The 19191-nt window shown below is 57.5% G+C and carries 19 protein-coding genes and 1 pseudogene; 7 read left to right on the top strand and 13 right to left on the bottom strand.

The window, feature by feature from the left end; translation table 11 throughout:
• Window positions 1–2 precede the first annotated feature (2 nt).
• The 4 genes and pseudogenes from rpsR to ABD112_RS04140 form a co-directional block, all read right to left on the bottom strand.
• Entirely contained in the window at window positions 3–266 is a 264-nt protein-coding gene (rpsR, locus tag ABD112_RS04155; RefSeq protein WP_343923448.1) for a 30S ribosomal protein S18, read from the bottom strand.
• A 42-nt stretch (window positions 267–308) separates the two neighbouring features.
• Entirely contained in the window at window positions 309–827 is a 519-nt protein-coding gene (locus ABD112_RS04150; protein WP_343923447.1) for a single-stranded DNA-binding protein, read from the bottom strand.
• A 170-nt stretch (window positions 828–997) separates the two neighbouring features.
• Window positions 998–1339 (bottom strand): annotated as a pseudogene (rpsF, locus tag ABD112_RS04145) (30S ribosomal protein S6); the annotation flags it as partial.
• 157 nt (window positions 1340–1496) lie between these two features.
• Window positions 1497–2936: a CCA tRNA nucleotidyltransferase gene (locus ABD112_RS04140; protein ID WP_343923445.1), complete on the bottom strand. Its 1440-nt coding sequence runs from the start codon at window positions 2934–2936 to the stop codon at window positions 1497–1499.
• A gap of 125 nt (window positions 2937–3061) precedes the next feature.
• Here ABD112_RS04140 and ABD112_RS04135 point away from each other — a divergent pair, with 125 nt between their 5' ends.
• The 4 genes from ABD112_RS04135 to trxA all read left to right on the top strand — a co-directional run bounded on the left by ABD112_RS04135 (window position 3062) and on the right by trxA (window position 7931).
• Window positions 3062–4726, top strand: coding sequence for a DUF6049 family protein (locus ABD112_RS04135; RefSeq protein WP_343923443.1), 1665 nt, complete (start codon window positions 3062–3064; stop codon window positions 4724–4726).
• Window positions 4719–6407: a murein biosynthesis integral membrane protein MurJ gene (murJ, locus tag ABD112_RS04130; protein ID WP_343923442.1), complete on the top strand. Its 1689-nt coding sequence runs from the start codon at window positions 4719–4721 to the stop codon at window positions 6405–6407. Before ABD112_RS04135 ends, murJ begins: the two co-directional genes overlap by 8 nt.
• 158 nt (window positions 6408–6565) lie before the next feature.
• Window positions 6566–7564, top strand: coding sequence for a thioredoxin-disulfide reductase (trxB, locus tag ABD112_RS04125; RefSeq protein ID WP_343923440.1), 999 nt, complete (start codon window positions 6566–6568; stop codon window positions 7562–7564).
• Between the two features lie 40 nt (window positions 7565–7604).
• Window positions 7605–7931 (top strand): thioredoxin, encoded by a 327-nt coding sequence (trxA, locus tag ABD112_RS04120; protein WP_343923438.1) that lies wholly within the window; start codon window positions 7605–7607, stop codon window positions 7929–7931.
• 33 nt (window positions 7932–7964) lie between these two features.
• On the opposite strand, the gene ABD112_RS04115 is transcribed toward trxA, so the two are convergent.
• On the bottom strand, window positions 7965–8909 hold the full coding sequence (locus ABD112_RS04115) for an oxidoreductase (protein WP_343923436.1): 945 nt from the start codon (window positions 8907–8909) through the stop codon (window positions 7965–7967).
• A gap of 237 nt (window positions 8910–9146) precedes the next feature.
• On the opposite strand from ABD112_RS04115, the gene ABD112_RS04110 reads away from it, so the two are divergent.
• On the top strand, window positions 9147–10451 hold the full coding sequence (locus ABD112_RS04110; protein ID WP_343923435.1) for an aminotransferase-like domain-containing protein: 1305 nt from the start codon (window positions 9147–9149) through the stop codon (window positions 10449–10451).
• 6 nt (window positions 10452–10457) lie between these two features.
• Window positions 10458–11411: a D-alanine--D-alanine ligase family protein gene (locus ABD112_RS04105; protein WP_343923434.1), complete on the top strand. Its 954-nt coding sequence runs from the start codon at window positions 10458–10460 to the stop codon at window positions 11409–11411.
• 911 nt (window positions 11412–12322) lie between these two features.
• On the opposite strand, the gene ABD112_RS04100 is transcribed toward ABD112_RS04105, so the two are convergent.
• The 8 genes from ABD112_RS04100 to rpmH all read right to left on the bottom strand — a co-directional run bounded on the left by ABD112_RS04100 (window position 12323) and on the right by rpmH (window position 17231).
• Entirely contained in the window at window positions 12323–13273 is a 951-nt protein-coding gene (locus ABD112_RS04100; protein ID WP_343923433.1) for a ParB/RepB/Spo0J family partition protein, read from the bottom strand.
• A complete protein-coding gene (locus ABD112_RS04095) occupies window positions 13273–14190 on the bottom strand; it encodes a ParA family protein (protein ID WP_343923431.1) in 918 nt (305 codons plus the stop codon). The genes ABD112_RS04100 and ABD112_RS04095 overlap by 1 nt, the downstream gene beginning before the upstream one ends.
• Before the next feature lie 64 nt (window positions 14191–14254).
• A complete protein-coding gene (gene rsmG, locus ABD112_RS04090) occupies window positions 14255–14890 on the bottom strand; it encodes a 16S rRNA (guanine(527)-N(7))-methyltransferase RsmG (protein ID WP_343923429.1) in 636 nt (211 codons plus the stop codon).
• Between the two features lie 14 nt (window positions 14891–14904).
• Window positions 14905–15435, bottom strand: a complete 531-nt coding sequence (locus tag ABD112_RS04085; protein WP_343923427.1) for a Jag family protein — start codon at window positions 15433–15435, stop codon at window positions 14905–14907.
• Window positions 15432–16427, bottom strand: a complete 996-nt coding sequence (yidC, locus tag ABD112_RS04080) for a membrane protein insertase YidC (RefSeq protein WP_343923425.1) — start codon at window positions 16425–16427, stop codon at window positions 15432–15434. The genes ABD112_RS04085 and yidC overlap by 4 nt, the downstream gene beginning before the upstream one ends.
• 7 nt (window positions 16428–16434) lie before the next feature.
• Window positions 16435–16722: a membrane protein insertion efficiency factor YidD gene (yidD, locus tag ABD112_RS04075; RefSeq protein ID WP_343923818.1), complete on the bottom strand. Its 288-nt coding sequence runs from the start codon at window positions 16720–16722 to the stop codon at window positions 16435–16437.
• 20 nt (window positions 16723–16742) lie between these two features.
• A complete protein-coding gene (gene rnpA / locus ABD112_RS04070; RefSeq protein ID WP_343923423.1) occupies window positions 16743–17084 on the bottom strand; it encodes a ribonuclease P protein component in 342 nt (113 codons plus the stop codon).
• A gap of 9 nt (window positions 17085–17093) precedes the next feature.
• Window positions 17094–17231 carry a 50S ribosomal protein L34 gene (gene rpmH / locus ABD112_RS04065; RefSeq protein ID WP_010204566.1) on the bottom strand — a complete coding sequence of 46 codons (138 nt, stop codon included), beginning with the start codon at window positions 17229–17231 and terminating at the stop codon, window positions 17094–17096.
• Window positions 17232–17516: 285 nt separating this feature from the next.
• On the opposite strand from rpmH, the gene dnaA reads away from it, so the two are divergent.
• Complete coding sequence (gene dnaA / locus ABD112_RS04060) at window positions 17517–18932, top strand: chromosomal replication initiator protein DnaA (RefSeq protein WP_343923390.1); 1416 nt, start codon at window positions 17517–17519, stop codon at window positions 18930–18932.
• Window positions 18933–19191 lie beyond the last annotated feature (259 nt).

Raw genomic sequence — 19191 nt, 5'->3', positions numbered from 1 at the left:
CCTTAACGGCCTGCGCCGGCGTAGGGCAACAATGCCATCTCACGGGCGTTCTTGACGGCCGTGGCGATGAGACGCTGCTCCTGAACGGAAACACCGGTGATGCGACGGGCGCGGATCTTTCCACGCTCGGAGATGAATTTACGAAGCGTAGCGATATCCTTGTAATCGATAACGCCTACGCGGATCGACTTGGCTGGTGCGGCGTTCTTGCCGTCCTTGCCCTTGCGGATGGGCTTGCGGCGGTCGCCGCTGCTCTTTCCTGCCATGAGTGTTACTTCTTTCTGTAATTAAGACTAAGCGTCGAGTGCCTAGAAAGGCGTCTCGTCGGAGTAGTTGCCTGGGGTGTTCCATACGTCACCAGATGCTGCGGGAGCACTTGCAGCCCACGGCTCGTCTTTCGACTGACCGCCACTCTGCTGGGCGCCACCGCTCTGCTGGGCGCCGCGAGGGGCCGAGCTGTCACGGGGTGCACGGGTTACCTGCGCGGTTGCATAGCGGAGGCTGGGACCGATTTCGTCGATCTCCAGTTCCATGCTCGTGCGCTTTTCGCCCTCTTTGGTTTCGTAGGAGCGCTGACGAAGGCGGCCCTGCGCGACTACGCGGCTGCCCTTTGTCAGGGTTCCAGCAACGTGCTCGGCGAATTCACGCCAGCACGAAGCGCGGAGAAACAGTGCTTCTCCGTCTTTCCACTCGTTCGATGCTCGATCGAAGGTGCGCGGCGTTGAGGCAATGGTGAAGTTAGCTACAGCAAGTCCACCCTGCGTGTAACGCAGTTCGGGATCTGCCGTGAGGTTACCCACGACCGTTATGACTGTCTCGCCGGCCACGACTACTCTGCTTCCGCTTCAGCCTTGGCTGCTTCGACAGGAGCCTCGGTTGGAGCAACAGGAGCCTTCACTTCTTCGGCAGGAGCCTTTGCTTCTTCGGCCGGAGCCTTAGTTGCGGCAGCAGGAGCCTTAGTTGCAGGGGCAGGGGCCTTGGTGGCAGCAGCCGGAGTTTTTGCCGGAGCAGCAGCCTTGCGGGCAGCCTTCTCTTCAGCAATCTTCTTGGCTACAGCTACCTGAGCAAAGCCAGCTTCTGCACGAAGCACCTTGGTGCGCATGACAGCTTCGCTGAGCTTGAGTTGGCGGTCGAGTTCGTCAGTAGACGCGCTCTCGGCGGTGAAGTTGACGACGGCGTAGATGCCTTCGGTCTTCTTGTTGATCTCGTAGGCCAAACGACGGCGACCCCAAATATCGATGTTATCGATGCTGCCACCGTCATTACGGATGACATTGAGGAACTTGTCGAGACTGGGAGCCACGGTGCGTTCGTCGATCTCTGGATCGAGGATGACCATGAGTTCGTACTGATGCGTCACAAACCCACCTCCTTCGGACTTAAACGGTTACAGACGATCTGTAACAGGAGGGTGTTGACGTTCGTCGTTCCACCTAAAGGCAGTCAGACAACCTGCCCAGTGTAGTTGCTTTACGAGGCAATACTCAAGACGAAGCTCAACCTTCGTTGGTCTGACGCTCAGACCACCACGCGCGCAGCCGTTTTTCTGCCTCGTGAGCGTCGAGCGGACCCTCGTCGAGCCGCAGCTCGAGCAAGAACGAGTACGCCTCGCCAACATCACGGCTGGGCTTCAGCCCCAGAATTGCCATTATCTGCTCACCGTCGAGATCCGGACGAACTGCAGCGATTCCCTCTGCCTCGGCAATTGCCGCGATTCGATCCTCGAGATCGTCATAGGCAAACGCTAAACGATCGGCCTTGCGCACATTGCGGGTGGTGACATCCGCCCGCGTAATGATGTGCAGGCGCTCAAGCTGATCGCCAGCATCCCGAACATAGCGGCGCACGGCCGAATCAGTCCAGGCACCCTCCGTGTAACCGAAGAACCGCAAATGAAGTTCAACCAGACGGGCAACTGAGGTGATGGTCTCTTTGTCGAAACGCAATGCCCGCAGTCGTTTGGTCGCAAGTTTCGCGCCGACAACATCGTGGTGGTGGAAGGTAACCACCCCGCCGCGCTCAATCTTGCGCGTCGATGGCTTGCCAATGTCATGAAGTAGAGCGGCAATACGCAGCACCAGGTCAGGACCCTCGATGCCCGGTCGGCTCTTCTCCAGGTCAATAGCCTGGCGCAGCACCGTGAGGGAGTGCTCGTACACATCCTTATGGTGGGCGTGCTCATCCACCTCAAGCTTCAATGCCGGAATCTCCGGAAGCACCTGCTCAGCAAGTCCCGTCTCAACTAGCAGCCGGATGCCCGGAACCGGGTCATCCGTCTTCAAGAGTTTCGTGAGCTCATCGCTCACGCGCTCAACACTCACGATTTCGATGCGCGGCGCAAGTTCGGTCATCGCACGGACGGTATCGGGGGAGACCGTGAAACCCAGCTGCGACGTGAAACGTGCGGCCCGCATCATCCGCAGCGGATCATCACCAAACGACACCTCAGGCGAACCCGGCGTCGTGAGCGTTTTGCTCAGCAGATGCTCAACGCCATTCCACGGATCGACCAGCACACGCTCGGGCAAGCGCAACGCCATAGCGTTGACGCTGAAGTCGCGGCGCTCAAGGTCTTTTTCCAAAGAGTCACCGAAAGCAACAACCGGCTTTCTGGTCGCGCCGTCATAACTGTCGGCACGGTAGGTCGTGATTTCTACCGTCTCGCCGTCAATGCGGGCGGCAATCGTTCCGAAATCGCGGCCAATGTCCCACTGGGCATCAGAGATCGGCTTGACGATCCTCATGATGTCGTCAGGGCTCGCATTTGTCGCGAAATCTAGGTCCGTGACCGCTCGCCCCAAGAACGCATCGCGAACTGGCCCGCCTACAAGCGCGAGTTCGAAACCTTCGGCATTGAATCGCGCAGCTAGGGTGGCTACGGGTTTAGAGTCGGCAAGCTTTCCGAGACTCTCAATTGCATCGGCAACACTCTCCATAGTGCGACTAGTTTCGCACGACCACAGGGAGCAATTTGCCCGAAGCGTGCACAACGCACCCATCATTCAGACAAGGACGAATAAACTCACATCATGCTGGCCAAGCGAGAGTATGAGGTCGACCCTTGCCTATAAGAGTCTTCAGCGCTGCTGTCGCGCTCGGTCTTGGCCTTACTCTCGCCGCGAGCGGAGCTAGCGCTACACCGAACGCAACCGCCGTTCCCGCACTGACGACCGCATCCGTCGCCACAGAAGTCGCCGTAATTGCTCCTCTGACTGTGCCGAGCGGCAGCGGCGGACTGATCGATGCCGAAACGCTCGCCGACTACACCGACTCCTTAGGTCTACTCACTCGACAATTGGATGCCGTAGCCGGAAAACCCATAGCGGTGGCCGTTGATCCAATGATCTTGGCCTCCATTCGCGTGTTGGGCACGAGCGCTCCTGAGTCTGCGCGCAACTGGTTAGAGCGCCTGTCGCTCATCAGCAATGAGATCGTTCCGCTGTCGTACGCCAACGCTGATCCGACGTTGGCAACTCAGGCTGGCGAGGCAAGCACACTCTCGCCGGTAAGTTTTGATTTCGCTCTCGATCCGGCGAACTTTGCCCTGCCTGACGAGCCTGGCTCTGGTGCAACAGCCGACCCAATGGATGTCGGGACCGACGTAGTTCCGACCTACCCGACGACCGAGGAGATTCTCGCTTGGGACTACTCGATTGATGGGTTCATGCGTCCCCGAGCAAGCAGCGTCGTGTCGAGCGATCTTGCCGCATTCGCAGAGAGTGGCTTCAGCACTGTCGTGTTGTCGTCAAAGAATGTTTCACGGGATGCCGGTGCCGGTTCTGTGGCGACGATTGACGGCATGAAGGCGTTGATTTCCGACTCCACCGCCTCCGCTGCCATGGATGAAGCATTGGGCTCCACTCTCGACCGAGATGTGACTGCGGCCGAAACGGCTCTGTCTTCTGCAGTGCTCAGTGCTGGGGCTGCACAGTCAGCGACAACGGCATCCGTGCTCATCATGATCGACCATTCCCTTGAGCTGAGTTCAGCACGTCTCGATACGGCGCTTGCGAGCCTTACCGCGAGCCCATCCATCACTCTTGTTCCGCTCACCTCATTGGCCTCTGTGACGGCATCCGCGGCCACAGTGGTTGATATGCCGCAGAGCGATGCTCGCCTGGCTGATTTTGCCCGACTGTTCTCTGCAGCTCAGCAAGAGCGCACCTTCTTCTCGATTGCCGCCGATCCTGAAGCGTTAATCGCACAGCGTCGCCTCGCCCTGCTTGACGTATTGGGCACGATGCCGACTGAGGATCCCGCCGATTGGCTCACCGAAGTCAATGGTTTCTTGGGCGATTCCGGAGACTTTCGCACAGCAGTAGCCGTTGTGGAATCCAGCAATTTCCTCTTTTTAGCCGATAGGAGCTTCATACCGGTCTCGGTGAACAACAAGCTCAATCAGGCTGTGACTGTCTACATCACTGTTGATCCGAAGACGGCACTCCTCGCGGTAGGAGACAGCCGGGTCGAGCTCGAGATCGAAGCGAACTCGCAAGCCAAGGGCAATGTCCCCGTGCAGGCGCTCTCCAACGGTGTTGTAGATGTTGAGATCAGCCTCTCGACCGGCACAGGCCTAGCAATCGGCAAGAGCACGGTCAGTGAGGTCAATGTTCAGGCTGGCTGGGAGACGCCCATCGTTCTCGCGTTTGCCGCGCTAGTTGTCGTGATCTTCGGAGTCGGCTTCGTTCGCAGCATTATTCGTCGACGAAAGCCAGTCGATGACTGATCGCCCAGCGCCGGGAGTTGAGCCCGAACCGGGTGTTCCGGGGGCACCCGCCGGTGTTCCTCCGAGCAAGGTGTCGACGATCGGCCGGGCGAGCGCGCTGCTCGCGTCGGGCACTCTCGTGTCCCGCATCCTCGGATTCGTTAGTGCGATAGTCCTTGCCCGCACTCTGGGCCTATTCGGAACTGGCGACACGTACGCCATTGCCAACCAGCTACCCAAGGCGGTTTACGCCATCGTGGCCGGCGGAATTCTTAGCGCCGTTATCGTTCCACAGATTGTTCGGGCTGCGCTCCACAAGGACGGCGGGCAGAAGTTCATCAATCGCTTGGTGACGCTGGGCATAGTCGTCTTCCTCATCATCACGGTTGCGGCGACCTTCAGTGCCCCGCTTCTCGTACAGGTGTATGCACGATCCAGCTCCAATTTTGGGCCGGAAGAGTTCGCACTCGCTACAGCCTTCGCCTACTGGTGTCTCCCGCAGATCCTTTTTTACGCGCTGTACTCACTGCTCGGTGAAGTGCTCAACGCCCGCGGCAAGTTCGGGCCATTCACGTGGGCCCCTGTTGCCAACAACGTGGTTATGCTGACCGGGCTCCTCGTGTTCCATCTTCTCTTCGGTGACGTCACACGGTTCACTTCGGAAGACTGGTCCGGGCAGATGATTGGTGTGCTCGCGGGAAGCGCCACCCTTGGGGTTGCCGTTCAAGCCGCACTCTTGGTCTTCTTCTGGCGTCGTGCTGGACTTCGATATCGGCCCGAGTTCCGCTGGCGCGGTGTTGGTCTTGGTACCGCAGGGAAAGCCGCCGCGTGGACTTTCGGCATGATTCTCGTCACGCAAGTCGGTGGGGTTGTTGGCACTCGAATCGCGACTCTCGCCTCTGGTACGGATGCATCAGTCTTTGTTATCACCACGGCCTGGTTGATTTTCATGCTGCCGCACTCTGTCATCGCCGTGTCGATCGGAATGGCTTACTTCACCCGCATGAGCCGCCACGCGCGTGACCGAGACCTTGCGTCGATGCGTGATGACGTTTCATCGTCATTACGATCGATTCTGATGCTGCTGATGTTTGCCGCGGTCGGCCTGATGGTCATTGCATTTCCGTTCAGTGCGCTTTTCGCCACCGACTACGCAGAATTGTCGTCTTTAGCGCTAGTGCTCATCCTTTACCTCGTCGGGCTAGTCCCGTTCAGCGTCATGTATGTCTTGCAGCGCGTCTTCTACGCGTTCGAAGACACGCGAACCCCGTTCATCCTGCAGAGCCTTCAAGTGTTGCTCTATGTCGTCGGGGCGCTCTACGTCTCAAGCTTCCCCGTTGATCGAATTGCGATGGGCTTAGCGGCAATGATCAGCATCGCTGGCACAATCCAAACCATTGTTGCGCTGATCGTGCTGCGCAAGCGCGTTCCCGGGTTCCTCCTGCTTCCTCTCGTGCTTCGTGCGCTCTGGTTTCTTGCCGCAATGGTTCCCGCGGCAGCCGCCGGTTTTGGCATCCTGATGCTGCTGGGCGGATTCGGCCCAGGCTCGTTCGTCGTGTCCGGATTCGCCGGTGGCTTTGCCTCGATCGCGCTGGCGGGTACCGGCATGCTAATCGTCTACGCGGCCACGCTCGCGCTCACAAAGAACGCGGAGTTCTTCGCATTCGCGCGGCCCATTTTGTCTCGTCTCCGACGCCGGTAATTTTCACTAAAGTTCACCGGCGGTTCGCCTTGGAGCGAACAAAACCCGACGATGCTCCGAACAGTATGGAGCCAGCCCCGCACGCCACGGCCACTAGGAATATTCCGTAGCTAGGATGTGTTGAATCGGGTAATTACAATTTCAAGGAGACCCAAAAAGTGCGCCAACTCATCATCATCGGATCCGGTCCGGCCGGCTACACCGCTGCGATCTATGCGGCGCGCGCGAACCTTGCGCCGCTGGTGATTGCTAGTTCTGTTGAGGCGGGTGGCGAACTCACGAAAACCACCGAGGTCGAGAACTATCCCGGTTTCGCTGAGGGTATCCAGGGCCCCGATCTCATGATCGAAATGCAGAAGCAGGCTGAGCGGTTCGGCGCCGAGATCGTTCTCGACGACGTCACCGACCTTCAGCTTGAGGGCCAGATCAAGAAGGTCACTCTCGGCAATGGCGACGTGCACGAAGCACTCGCAGTGGTCTTCGCGACTGGATCCGCGTACCGCAAACTTGGACTGCCCGACGAGGAACGCCTCAGCGGCTACGGAGTCTCTTGGTGCGCAACTTGCGACGGCTTCTTCTTCCGCAAGAAGACGATCGCGGTCATCGGAGGTGGCGACTCGGCGATGGAGGAAGCAACCTTCCTCACTAAGTTCGCCGACAAGGTTTATGTCATTCACCGCAAGGGTGAGCTGCGCGCCTCCAAGGCGATGCAGGAGCGCGCCTTTAGCGATCCGAAGATCGAGTTCCTCTGGAACAAGGCTGTAACCGGCATTAGTGGTTCCGAGCTTGTTGACGGTATTGACCTGGTCGACACTGTCGACGGCACAGAGTCGCACCTCGACCTCAGTGGCGTGTTCATTGCGATCGGCGCTGACCCCCGCACCCACCTGGTGCACGATCAGCTCGACATCAACGCCGACGGAACAGTGGCCGTGGATGGCCGTTCCTCACGTACCAACATCACCGGCGTTTTTGCTGCCGGCGATGTTATCGACCCGACCTACCGTCAAGCAGTAACGGCCGCCGGTTCTGGCACTGTTGCCGCTCTCGACGCGGAGCACTACCTCGCGTCGCTGCCTCGCGAACTCGTCGCAGGCGCCGTTCAGCCCACGGAGCTCGAAGTTCCCGAAGCTGCCGCCGTACCCACTCCGGCTTAGTCACTCTCACACTTACACCCACCGAACAAAGGAACACTTAATGTCTTCAGCAACCGAAGTAACTGACGCTAACTTTGAAGAGCTCGTCATCAACTCACAAGACACCATCATGGTGGATTTCTGGGCTGAATGGTGTGGCCCGTGTCGCGCCGTTTCCCCCATCCTCGACCAGATTGCTGCCGAGCACTCCGACAAGATCAAGATCGTCAAGCTCAACGTTGACGACAACCCGCAGATGGCGATGAAGTACCAGATCACGTCGATCCCCGCGATGAAGGTATTCCGGGGCGGCGAGGTTGTTAAGACCGTTATTGGTGCAAAGCCAAAGCCTGCGATTGAAGCAGACCTCGCCGAGTTCCTGGCCTAAAGCCACTTCGCTAGCGAAAGCCTCCGGCGTCCACTATTTGGTAGGTGTGCGGAGACTTTCGTAGTTAACGCCGGTGAGTCGCTCCGATTCGGTCCATAATTTGGCCGCATCAACTTCAGAGTGCGAAGCGGGGTTTGATTCGACCAGCACAGGGGCGCCACGGTGCTCCTCGCGGCCAGATGGACCGAAGTAGTCGCCTCCGGTCGCCTTGGGGTCTGTTGCGGCACGCAGTGAGGGACGAGCGCCCTGCTTCGGAGTCTGGATGCCCAGGAATACGAGCGCTTTCAGTGGGCGCAGGTACCAGCGGTCGAACATGTGGTCCGCGAGACCCGTTCCTGCGGTTCCCGGATGCGCGGCTACCGACATCGCGTCGACTCCCGCTGCCTCGAACTGGCGTTGCAGCTCGTAGGTGAACAGCAGGTTGGCAAGCTTGGAGCGGCCGTAGGCGGCGCGCGGAGTGTATGAGCCGTTCTGGAACATCAGGTTGCCGAACTCCATGAAGCCCCAGCGGTGGGCCATACTCGACAGGCTCACGACACGGGCGCCCGGCGTGGCTGTAATGATGTCTAGAAGGCGACCGGTGAGCGCAAAGTGCCCGAGGTGGTTGGTGCCGAGTTGTGATTCGAACCCGTCGATCGTCAGTTGGGCATCCGTCATCATGATTCCGGCATTATTGATGAGCAGATTGAGGCGTGAATGTTTCCCGTGAAACTCTTCGCTGAATCGACGGATCGACTCAAGATCGGCAAGATCGAGAAGCATTGTTTCGATCGATGCATCTCCGAGTTCCTCGACGAGTGCGTTTTTGGCCGCGGCAGCCTTGTCGGCGCTTCTGGTCGTCATCACGACGTGGGCACCAGCCTTGAGCAGTGCTCGGGCGGTCGCGAAGCCAAGACCCGAGTTTGCTCCGGTGACAATCGCTACTGTGCCCGTAAGGTCTCCAATGTCAGATTCGGTCCATTGGCTGCGAGCGTTCACTATCGTCCTCAATTTCGTGCCGGAGTTGTGGTTCTGGGGGCCAAGTCAGTGGTGTTTTAGAGCCAATGTGCACGGGCACACAACTAGTTGACCATGACTTTCTCTGCACAGGCGTACAAAAGAGGTTCGGAGCGGAGATGCTAATCGTTTGTTCGGCTCCTCAGCGTAATCATCGCTCAGTTTCAGGTGTCAACCGACAAACGCCTATTGTTTAAAGTCAACCGAACGGGACTACCCATGACGACACAGCCAAACAACCTCGATCAGTGGTTCCACCACTATGCGGACCGCGCCTCTGGGCTCGCGGCGTCCGAAGTACGAGCGTTGTTTGCGGTGGCCTCTCGCCCCGAGGTTGTCTCGCTAGCTGGCGGCATGCCGTACGTCTCCGCACTGCCCCAAGACCTCATCACTGAATCGATTGACCGTGTGATGCGGGATCGCGGCCCTGCGGCGCTCCAGTACGGGTCCGGGCAGGGTTTGCCGGCACTTCGGGAGCAAATTCTTGAAGTGATGGCGCTTGAAGGCATCCGGGCGAGCGTGGATGACGTTGTCGTCACTACCGGCTCGCAGCATGCGCTTGAACTCGTTACTAAGCTCTTTATCAACCCCGAGGATGTTGTCATTGCCGAGGGCCCTAGCTATGTCACCGCAATGGTCGTTTTCAAGTCGTTTCAGGCTGAGATCACGCACGTCGAGATGGATGACTTTGGTCTGGTTCCTGACTCGCTGCGTGCTCACATTGCCTCGGTTCGTACCGCTGGCAAGACGATCAAGTTCTTGTACACCGTTCCCACCTTCAGCAATCCTGCGGGAGTGACGCTCAGTTGGCAGCGTCGCCTTGAGGTGCTGGAGATTTGTCGCGAGAACGGAATTTTGGTTCTGGAAGACAACCCTTACGGACTGTTGTACTTCGATGGACCCCCACCGCACGCTATGCGGTCAGTCGAAGAGGATGGTGTGATCTATCTCGGCACGTTCTCTAAGACTCTCGCGCCAGGTTTCCGGGTCGGATGGGTGCTCGCTCCTCACGCCATTAGAGAAAAACTCATTTTGGCAAATGAGGCGGCTATTCTTTCTCCCAGCTCGTTTACTCAGAGCATCATTAGCGAATACATGAGTGTTGCCGACTGGAAGGGCCAGATTGACACCTTCCGCGGCGTCTACCGTGAGCGTCGGGACGCGATGCTCGATGCGCTCGATGACTACCTCCCCGACCTGCAGTGGACAGTACCCAACGGCGGTTTCTACATCTGGGTGACGCTGCCAGACAACCTCGATTCAAAGTCGATGCTGCCCCGCGCCGTCAAAGAGCTCGTGGCTTACACGCCGGGGACCGCATTCTTTGCCGATGGAAACGGCCGCAACAACATGCGGCTGTCCTTCTGCTACCCCACCCCTGATTTCATCCGCGAAGGCATCCGTCGTCTCTCCACTGTTATCAACGGCGAGATTGAATTGCTCAATACGTTCTCGCAGACAGCACCACTAACGATTGCGCCGCCCGCGCCGTCGATGATCAACCCTCCAGCCAACCTCAGCTAGGACACAATGAACGCTTCACCCACCCGCGTACTTGTTCTCGCCGGCGGCATCTCGCATGAGCGTGATGTTTCGCTCCGCTCTGGACGCCGCGTTGCCGATGGGCTTCTTGCTCAGGGCAAAGATGTTGAGCTGCGTGATCCGGATGCGAGCCTGCTTCCGTACCTCCGCGAGAGCAAGCCGGATGTTGTCTGGCCTGCACTTCACGGCGCTAGTGGTGAAGACGGGGCTTTGCGTGGCCTCCTCGACCTGATCGGTATTCCCTATGTCGGATCACGCGCTGATGCAGCCCGCCTCGCCTGGGACAAGCCCACCGCAAAAGCTCTTGTTTCGCGCGTCGGTGTTCGCACACCGTTGTCGATCGCGCTCTCACGCGACTCGTTTCGCGAATTGGGCGCTCACAGCATCTTGGATGAACTCGCCGATGAGCTATCGGGGGACCTGGTCGTCAAGCCCGCTCAGGGTGGATCGGCCCAAGGTGTCTCCATCGTCTCCGATCGATCCGACCTGCCGCGCGCGATGGTCAACGCGTACAACTATTGCGACGTAGCACTCGTTGAGCAGCGTATTACGGGTGTTGAGATTGCAATCGGCGTGCTCGACAGCGGAATGGGCCCGGTCGCTTTGCCAGCAGTCGAGATCGTTCCCATCGAAGGTGCTTACACGTTCGAGGCTCGTTATAATGCTGGTCAGACCGACTTTTACACTCCGGCTCGTATCGCCGCGAAGGATGCGGATCGCGCCGCAGAGGCCGCCCTCGCGGCGCACTCAGCGCTCGGGTTACGTCATCTTTCCCGCGTCGACATGATCGTGGACGGCGCAGGAACACCCTGGTTCTTGGAGGCAAATGTTCTGCCCGGGCTCACCGAAACCTCGATTTTGCCCCAGGCTCTCGTGGCCGCCGGGCACGATCTCGGGTGGGTTTACTCGGCCCTCGCTGAAGCGGCGATCGAAGGACCGTAGCGGCAGAGACGCCTGACAGGTGGGGAGCTCTCGTCTTCAGGAATGCAGAATACTAGCGGGCTGGCGGCGGCGGGACTCCGGACCCTCGCGGCATAACCGCGCCGGAAGTCCGCGCTCGACGGCATCAAGTTCGCCCCGGGCCCATTCATCGGCTTTTCCTCTTCCCGCTCGCCTCGGCGCCCGCCGTGTGGATAGATTCTGCGATGTTGTGCGGGTAGTTTCACGTGAAACAACCCGCCCGCCTCATTCACTGCTCTGCACGAGGAAACCAGTCTCTAGGTTTCACGTGAAACATCTGCTGTAGCCATCGAGTCGTCGCTCCGTAGATCACTATTTGCCTAGTTTCACGTGAAACATCCGCACGGAGGCCCTTAGTAGCAGTCGGTGGTGCCGAACGGGCGTTGGCGTTGGCGTTGGCGTTGGCGTTGGCGTTGGCGTTGGCGTTGGCGCAAATTCCCACACTAGCGAAGGCGAAACGGCATCGGCAGTTGCAGTTGCAGTTGCAGTTGCAGCGCTGATCATTCATAGAGCTAGTTCAACGAATCACCTAGAACGCCAGCGCCAGCGCCAGCGCCAGACGAAGCAGGCCGCAACCAGCATCCAAAACACCGCCGCCGCTAAGAACAAGAATTAGGTGCCCGGGAAGCGAGAAAAGGGGCCCATGTCGTGGCGCCTGGAAACTTTCCGTAACGAAGTTCACCGAAAGCTGCGGCGGCGAAACCTAATGGCACGAGCCGCACACCTCCCGAGGCTAGGGCGGCCGAGCAATCGAATCAGAGCTGTACAACAGGAACGCGCTGCGTCTGAGAACCGTTGAATCGAGTGACGTAGAGTCACCACGCTAGGGTCGACTGCCTACAAGCGCTTAACGCGAAACCTTGAGGGGATAAAGTCGGCGAAGTCGCGGAGACCTAGCGGTTGTAGCCTGTATCTCCGAGTTCTGCGAGAATTCGGTTGAGGTCGCCGACCGTCGCGAAGTCAATAATGACTTGGCCCTTGCTGGCACCGAGAGTTACTTTGACGCGAGTGTTGAGTCGATCGGCAAGACGCTCCGCGATTTCATCCAGCGGACCCTGCTTCTTTCCTCGCGAAGGCTTCACTCGAGCAGGCTTCGTCGACAACGAACCGGCTGCAGCCTCAGCCGCTCGCACGGAAAGCTCCTCATTGACGATTTTGTCCGCCAAACGCTCCATTCCCTCGGCGTCAGGAAGCGATAGGAGCGCGCGCGCGTGCCCAGCGGTGAGAACTCCAGCCGCTACACGGCGCTGAATGCTTTCTGGAAGGCGCAAAAGACGCAAAGTGTTCGTGATTTGCGGGCGAGAGCGGCCGATACGCTCAGCAAGCTGCTCCTGAGTGATGCCGAAGTCGGAAAGAAGCTGCTGGTAGGCCGAGGCTTCTTCAAGAGGATTGAGGTTTGCGCGGTGAAGGTTCTCCAGCAGGGCATCCCGCAGCATGTCCTCATCGGCGGTGCTCTTGATCACGGCGGGAATCGTGGCTAGCCCCAAGTGTTTGCTGGCCCGAAGACGACGTTCACCCATGATGAGTTCGTATTGGGGTTCGCCCTCAACGGCGCCCGCGAGCGGACGAACAACAATGGGCTGAAGTACGCCTACCTCACGGATCGAGACGATCAGCTCAGATAGCTCCTCCTCGCGAAACTCGGAGCGAGGTTGACGTGAGTTGGGAACAATATCCAGAGGGGAGAGGCTCGCGAGACGCGCCCCAGGAACGGCGCGGAGTCTATCGGTCGCGATCTCGCCGCCGGGGAAGAACACATCGACTGGGCGTTCTTCGTTCCCGTCCGAGATTGGGATAAGCGAGCCGATACCCCGGCCAAGGCCGGTGCGTTTGGGTGCGGCCATTATTGGGGTGCTCCTCGGTGTGCGATCTCCGCTGCCGCTTCCAAATAGGAAAGCGAGCCGGGGGAATTCTGGTCATAACTAATAACACTCTGCCCATAGCTCGGTGCCTCAGAAATTCTCACCGAACGTGGAATCAAAGTCGTTAGGACCTGATTGGGGAAGTGCTCACGCACATCAGCCACAACCTGGTTGGCCAGATTCGTGCGGGAATCATACATAGTCATCAGAATCGTTGATACCCGGAGCTTCGGGTTGAGATGACGTTCGATGAGTTTGATGTTATTGAGCAGCTGGCTAAGTCCCTCTAGCGCGTAGTACTCGCACTGAATCGGAATAAGAACTTCTTGCGCGGCGACAAAAGCGTTAATCGTGAGAAGACCAAGAGATGGCGGGCAGTCGATGAACACATAGTGGTACGCATCTGGGGAATCTTGAAAGAACTGATCGAGCGCCGACCGCAATCTTTGTTCACGAGCGACGAGCGATACTAGTTCGATCTCGGCACCAGCAAGGTGGATCGTGGCAGGCACGCAGTACAGCGCTGCGAACTCAGGGCTCTTCTGCACCACGTCGGCCATAGGAACATCGTTGATCATGACGTCGTAAACACTGGGCGTTTCTGACCGGTGCTCTACACCAAGGGCTGTTGATGCGTTTCCTTGGGGATCGAGGTCGATGACGAGAACACGCGCCCCAGTACGCGCCAACGCCGCTGCGAGGTTTACTGTCGACGTCGTCTTGCCAACACCACCCTTTTGGTTAGCAACCGTGAAAACGCGAGGGCGCTCGGGCAAGGGGAGTGTCGCGGCTGCTACTGCCTGACGGCGACGAGTGAGATCTGCGATCTCCCGCGCAAGCGGAGTGGTTTCAGCGAACGACTTGCCTTGTTCGTTGACTTCGCTTTCGGGATGTTTCACGTGAAGCTTTCTCTCTAATCGTACTGAAAGGGGGAGTGGTGATGAGGCCGAGCATCTGGCCGAATCAGTCCACTCTAGCCCGAAAGACCCTAGTGATCTCTGGGGTTATTCCTTCGCCGAGTACGAGAGACTGTACGTCGCGGAGGCCAGCCTTGCGGATGACCTTCGACGCTGCCTCAATCTCCTCGTCGATGCGCGCGCCCTTCATGAAAACAATTTCACCGCCGGGCGCCAGTAAGTGTTCCGTAGCCGGAATCAGCTTCGAAAGCGCGGTAACCGCGCGGGCTGTTATCTGAGTTAGGGCCTCAGCATAGGGAGCATCCTGTGAACGTGATCGGTCCACAGTCACGTTATCGAGCCCGAGACGGTCAGACTCTGCGGTGAGCCAATCAACGCGGCGTTCCATCGGTTCGATAAGAACAAATCGAATATCAGGACGCGCAATAGCAAGAACAAGACCCGGAAGGCCAGCACCGCTACCAATGTCACCGACAAGACCAGGACGCAGCAGGGGAGCGACCAACACGCAGTTCACAATATGACGCGTCCAGAGCCGCGGAACTTCGAGGGGACCAATGAGCCCTAGTTCTTCACCACGAAGAGCGAGGCTCTCGGTGTACTGCCGCGCGAGATCGATGCGAGCGCCAAAGAGTTCTGCGGCAATCTCAGGCTCAGTCTCCAGCCCTAATTCCTCGGTCAATGTTTCACGTGAAACTATGCGCGGGTGATTACGGTGTGGCGGTCACGGCCTTCACCGCTTGACTGAGAGACGAAACCACGCTCCGCTACAACATCGTGCACTAGCTTGCGCTCGTACGAGGACATCGCGGGGAGCGCTGCAGAATCTGCTCCAGCTTCAATCCGTCCAACCGCGGTATCAACGAGCTTGGAGAGCTCAGCCGCACGGGCTTCACGTGAACCGCCAATGTCCAAGATGAGTCTCGAGAACGCGCCCGTCTTGTTCTGCACAGCGATTCGGGTCAGCTCTTGAAGCGCAGTAACCGTATCGGGACGAGACAGGAGACGAAGGTTGGTTTCCTCGCTCGAGGTCACAGAAACATAGGCGCGACCAGCGCGAGCATCAATCTCGATATCACCGTCGAGGTCAGCAATATCGAGAAGTTCCTCGATGTAATCGGCCGCGATGTCTCCCTCTTCTTCTAGCTGGACAGAAGTGCGGTCTTCGCGATCGTCAACAGGAGAGGTCTCAACTGCTGCGGTGTCTGTGTCAGAAACGTTCGTCATTTCTTCTTTCCCTGCTTCTTCTTTGCACGGTTCTTACTAACGGGTTGATCCCGCTGTGGGTTCTTGGGTTCCTCGACTACAACAGTTCCTGTTCCAGTTCCAGAGTCCGATTCAGGGGCCTCTTCGATGATGCCCTTGCGTTGGTTGCGCTTCGCTAGGCGCGCCTCGCGAGCGAGTGCTGCCTCACTACCTGGCGTCGGCATGTTGCGAATAACGAGGAACTGCTGACCCATGGTCCAGAAGTTCGAGACGAGCCAGTAAAACATCACACCGAGGGGGAACGTGAAACCAGAGAACGCGAACACCAGGGGGAGCATGTAAAGCATGATCCGCTGCTGGCGGTACATCGGGCTTGCCTTCATCTCAGCCGACTGGTTCTTCGACATGATCTGAAGCTGAGTGATGAACTGCGAACCAGTCATCAGAATGACCATGATCACCGCAGTAATAATCACGGGAACGTTGCCCTCTGCGGTACTGATCGCGAGATGCAGGGGAGCGATATCGAAGAGAGAGGATGTTCCGAACGACTCAGACAAATCAGCGTTGAGTAAGCCAACTCCGGCGGCATTGCCCTCCAACTGGGCATTCCGGAGAACCGAGAAGAGCCCGAAGAAGATCGGCATCTGAAGTAGCAGTGGAAGGCACGAGCTGAAGGGGTTAGTACCAGCGTTCTTGTACATCGCCATTGTCTCGCGAGACATCGCTTCGCGAGAGAACTGGTCCTTCTTGCCCTTGTACTTGTCCTGGATCTTCTTGAGCTGAGGCGCGACCTCCATCATGCGTCGCTGACTCTTAATCTGGCGAACAAAAACCGGGATCAATGCAGCACGAACGACCAGCACCAGACCAACGATGGATAGCACCCAGGTGAGGCCGGCATCGGCATTCATCCCAAAGAAGGTCAAAAGCTCGTGGAAAGCAACAAGAATTGCTTCGATCACCCACTTGATTGGCCACAACAGCGTGCCAAAGAAAGCAAAAAGATCCATGTGGTGGTTAGCCCCTTTCGTGGCTTGCGGCTATAACAAAGCCGAACCTGGTGATCTGGTAGCGGTCGTTCCGGCGAGCAGGAATGTCATCGATGCCGCCTTCTGCCCACGGGTGGCAGCGAACGACGCGTCGAGAACCAAACCACACACCACGAAGCACTCCGTGTTCCTGAATGGCCTGAAGAGTGTAATGAGAACACGACGGGTAGTAGCGGCAGACGTCACCATAGAGAGGTGAAATAACTGCACGATAAACGCGGAGAATAAGTACACACACGTTTCGCGGGAAGAGCATCGCAAACGTAACGACGGACTTCATACCTTCACCACGATGCGGTCAATCCCTTCTGCGATCTCAGCCTGTAGCGTAGTGCACTCGGCTTGCTCGGAACCTGCCAGCGCCCGAACCACAACGTCCACACTTCCAGGGACGTTGGGAAGAAGCTGCGCAGCCGCCGCACGAAGTCTGCGGCGAACCTTGTTCCTCACTACTGCGTTGCCTACCGCTTTGGAAACAATGAATCCAAAACGTACGCCAGTCGATCGCTCGTTGCTCACAATATGAACAACGCAGTGCGGTGCTGAGTAGCGACGTCCACGACGAACAGCCAAGCGAAAATCACCCGGATGCGTTACGCGGTTCGCCTTAGACAGCACCGGACGAGACTACGCGGAGAGTTCGGTGCGTCCCTTGCGACGACGAGCGCCCAAGATCGCGCGGCCTGCACGGGTGCGCATACGCAAACGGAAACCGTGAACCTTCGCACGACGACGGTTGTTTGGCTGGAAAGTTCTCTTGCTCATAGCTATATCTCCAAGGCCCAGCACAGGCGGCCGGGAAGAATTGGTAGGCCCAAGGGCCGGAAGTCAACTGATTAAAACTACGGCGTTAAACGGGTGCGGTCAAACCACACTTTGCACAACGGCGCATTATCCACACAGAATACATCCTTATTGGTAACGACATGCTGTGGACAACTAAGGTGAGTCAGTGCATAACCGCGTCAGAAGTCCAGTAAATCAGCGAGAATAGCAGTACTCAACAGTGAATAAGCCTGTGAGTAAATAGCACCGAAGAATGGGGAAAGAATGTCGGAAACACCCGACCCGACTAGCGAACTGTGGCACGAGGTTCTCGGGCATCTCAATGGAGATGAACGCATCACCCCACAGCTTCAGGGATTCGTCAGTCTGGTGGAGCCCAAAGGTGTGATGGCCGGCACCCTCTATCTCGAGGTACCGAACGAACTCACGAGAGGGATGCTCGAGCAGCGACTTCGTCAGCCTCTTCTCGACGCCATTGGCGCACTCAGCGACGAGCACGGCATCAATAACTTCGCCACAGTCGTCAACCCAGACATTCAACAAGACGCCCTCTCTCAGGAGATTCCGCGCACTGAGCAGCCCTACATTGAACCGACGCCTCAGACCCCGATCGAACAATCACCTCCGCGACGAAGCGACTCTCGGCTCAACCCCAAGTACAGCTTCGATAACTTCGTTATCGGCGGCTCTAACAGATTCGCGCATGCTGCAGCGGTGGCCGTGGCCGAAGCGCCAGCCAAGGCATACAACCCACTCTTCATCTACGGCGGTTCTGGCCTGGGTAAGACTCACCTCCTACACGCCATTGGTCACTACGCCGAGAGCCTGTATCCGGGAATCCGCGTTCGCTATGTGAGCTCCGAAGAGTTCACCAATGACTTCATCAACTCCATTGCCAACAACCGCGCTTCGGTCTTTCAATCTCGCTACCGAGAGATCGACATTCTGTTGATCGATGACATCCAGTTCTTGCAAGGCAAAGATTCAACTCAGGAAGCATTTTTTCACACCTTCAACACCCTCCACGACCACAACAAGCAAGTAGTCATCACCAGCGACCTTCCCCCGAAACACCTCACTGGCTTTGAAGACCGGATGCGGTCACGCTTTGAGTGGGGCCTGATTACCGACGTTCAAGCGCCTGACCTTGAAACGCGCATCGCTATTCTGCGCAAGAAAGCTCAGAGCGAGAAGATGCAGGTCGGCAACGACATCCTCGAATTCATGGCATCAAAGGTGTCATCGAATATTCGAGAACTCGAAGGAACCCTTATTAGGGTCACCGCGTTCGCGAGCCTCAACCGCACCGAGGTCGACATGGCCCTGGTTCAGACAGTGTTGAAAGATCTGATCACGCTGGATGAAGACAACGTCATCGCGCCGGTAGACATCATCAATCACACCGCGGACTACTTCAAACTGACGGTAGACGACCTCTACGGTTCTTCTCGTTCGCAAGCAGTAGCAACAGCGCGTCAGATTGCTATGTACCTGTGTCGCGAGATGACCAATCTGTCATTGCCCAAGATTGGACAGCTCTTTGGCAACCGCGACCACACAACGGTCATGTACGCAAATAAGAAGATCACTGAGCTCATGAAAGAGCGTCGCTCGATCTATAACCAGGTGACAGAGCTCACTAGTCGCATCAAACAAAATCACCGATTCGGCAAAAGTTAGCTATTCCTACTTGAGGATAACTTGGGGATAACTCTTTCAACTCGCCGGAAAGATTGTTGATCACCAGACCCGATCTGTGGAATTACGAATTCTTGTCGGTCGAGTTTCCACGACAGAGTGAACATTTCTCCCCGTGTCGTCAACAAGTCACACCGATGTAGTTTCCAGTAGTTACAAGAAATCCGACGAGTTATTCACAGTATCCACAGCGGTTAAGAGTGTGACCTTTAATGAATGAATTTTGAATCCCCAATAACCT

It is taken from the genome of Rhodoglobus aureus, from assembly GCF_039527955.1.
GTDB lineage: Bacteria > Actinomycetota > Actinomycetes > Actinomycetales > Microbacteriaceae > Rhodoglobus > Rhodoglobus aureus.
This window is presented reverse-complemented; position numbering and strand designations above follow the sequence as displayed.

Bases quoted from the DNA above. Each gene is read 5' to 3' on its own strand.
- rpsR (WP_343923448.1), bottom strand. From the start codon at position 266: ATGGCAGGAAAGAGCAGCGGCGACCGCCGCAAGCCCATCCGCAAGGGC.
- ABD112_RS04140 (WP_343923445.1), bottom strand. From the start codon at position 2,936: ATGGAGAGTGTTGCCGATGCAATTGAGAGTCTCGGAAAGCTTGCCGAC.
- murJ (WP_343923442.1), top strand. From the start codon at position 4,719: ATGACTGATCGCCCAGCGCCGGGAGTTGAGCCCGAACCGGGTGTTCCG.
- trxA (WP_343923438.1), top strand. From the start codon at position 7,605: ATGTCTTCAGCAACCGAAGTAACTGACGCTAACTTTGAAGAGCTCGTC.
- ABD112_RS04110 (WP_343923435.1), top strand. From the start codon at position 9,147: ATGACGACACAGCCAAACAACCTCGATCAGTGGTTCCACCACTATGCG.
- ABD112_RS04105 (WP_343923434.1), top strand. From the start codon at position 10,458: ATGAACGCTTCACCCACCCGCGTACTTGTTCTCGCCGGCGGCATCTCG.
- ABD112_RS04100 (WP_343923433.1), bottom strand. From the start codon at position 13,273: ATGGCCGCACCCAAACGCACCGGCCTTGGCCGGGGTATCGGCTCGCTT.
- ABD112_RS04085 (WP_343923427.1), bottom strand. From the start codon at position 15,435: ATGACGAACGTTTCTGACACAGACACCGCAGCAGTTGAGACCTCTCCT.
- yidC (WP_343923425.1), bottom strand. From the start codon at position 16,427: ATGGATCTTTTTGCTTTCTTTGGCACGCTGTTGTGGCCAATCAAGTGG.
- yidD (WP_343923818.1), bottom strand. From the start codon at position 16,722: ATGCTCTTCCCGCGAAACGTGTGTGTACTTATTCTCCGCGTTTATCGT.
- rpmH (WP_010204566.1), bottom strand. From the start codon at position 17,231: ATGAGCAAGAGAACTTTCCAGCCAAACAACCGTCGTCGTGCGAAGGTT.
- dnaA (WP_343923390.1), top strand. From the start codon at position 17,517: ATGTCGGAAACACCCGACCCGACTAGCGAACTGTGGCACGAGGTTCTC.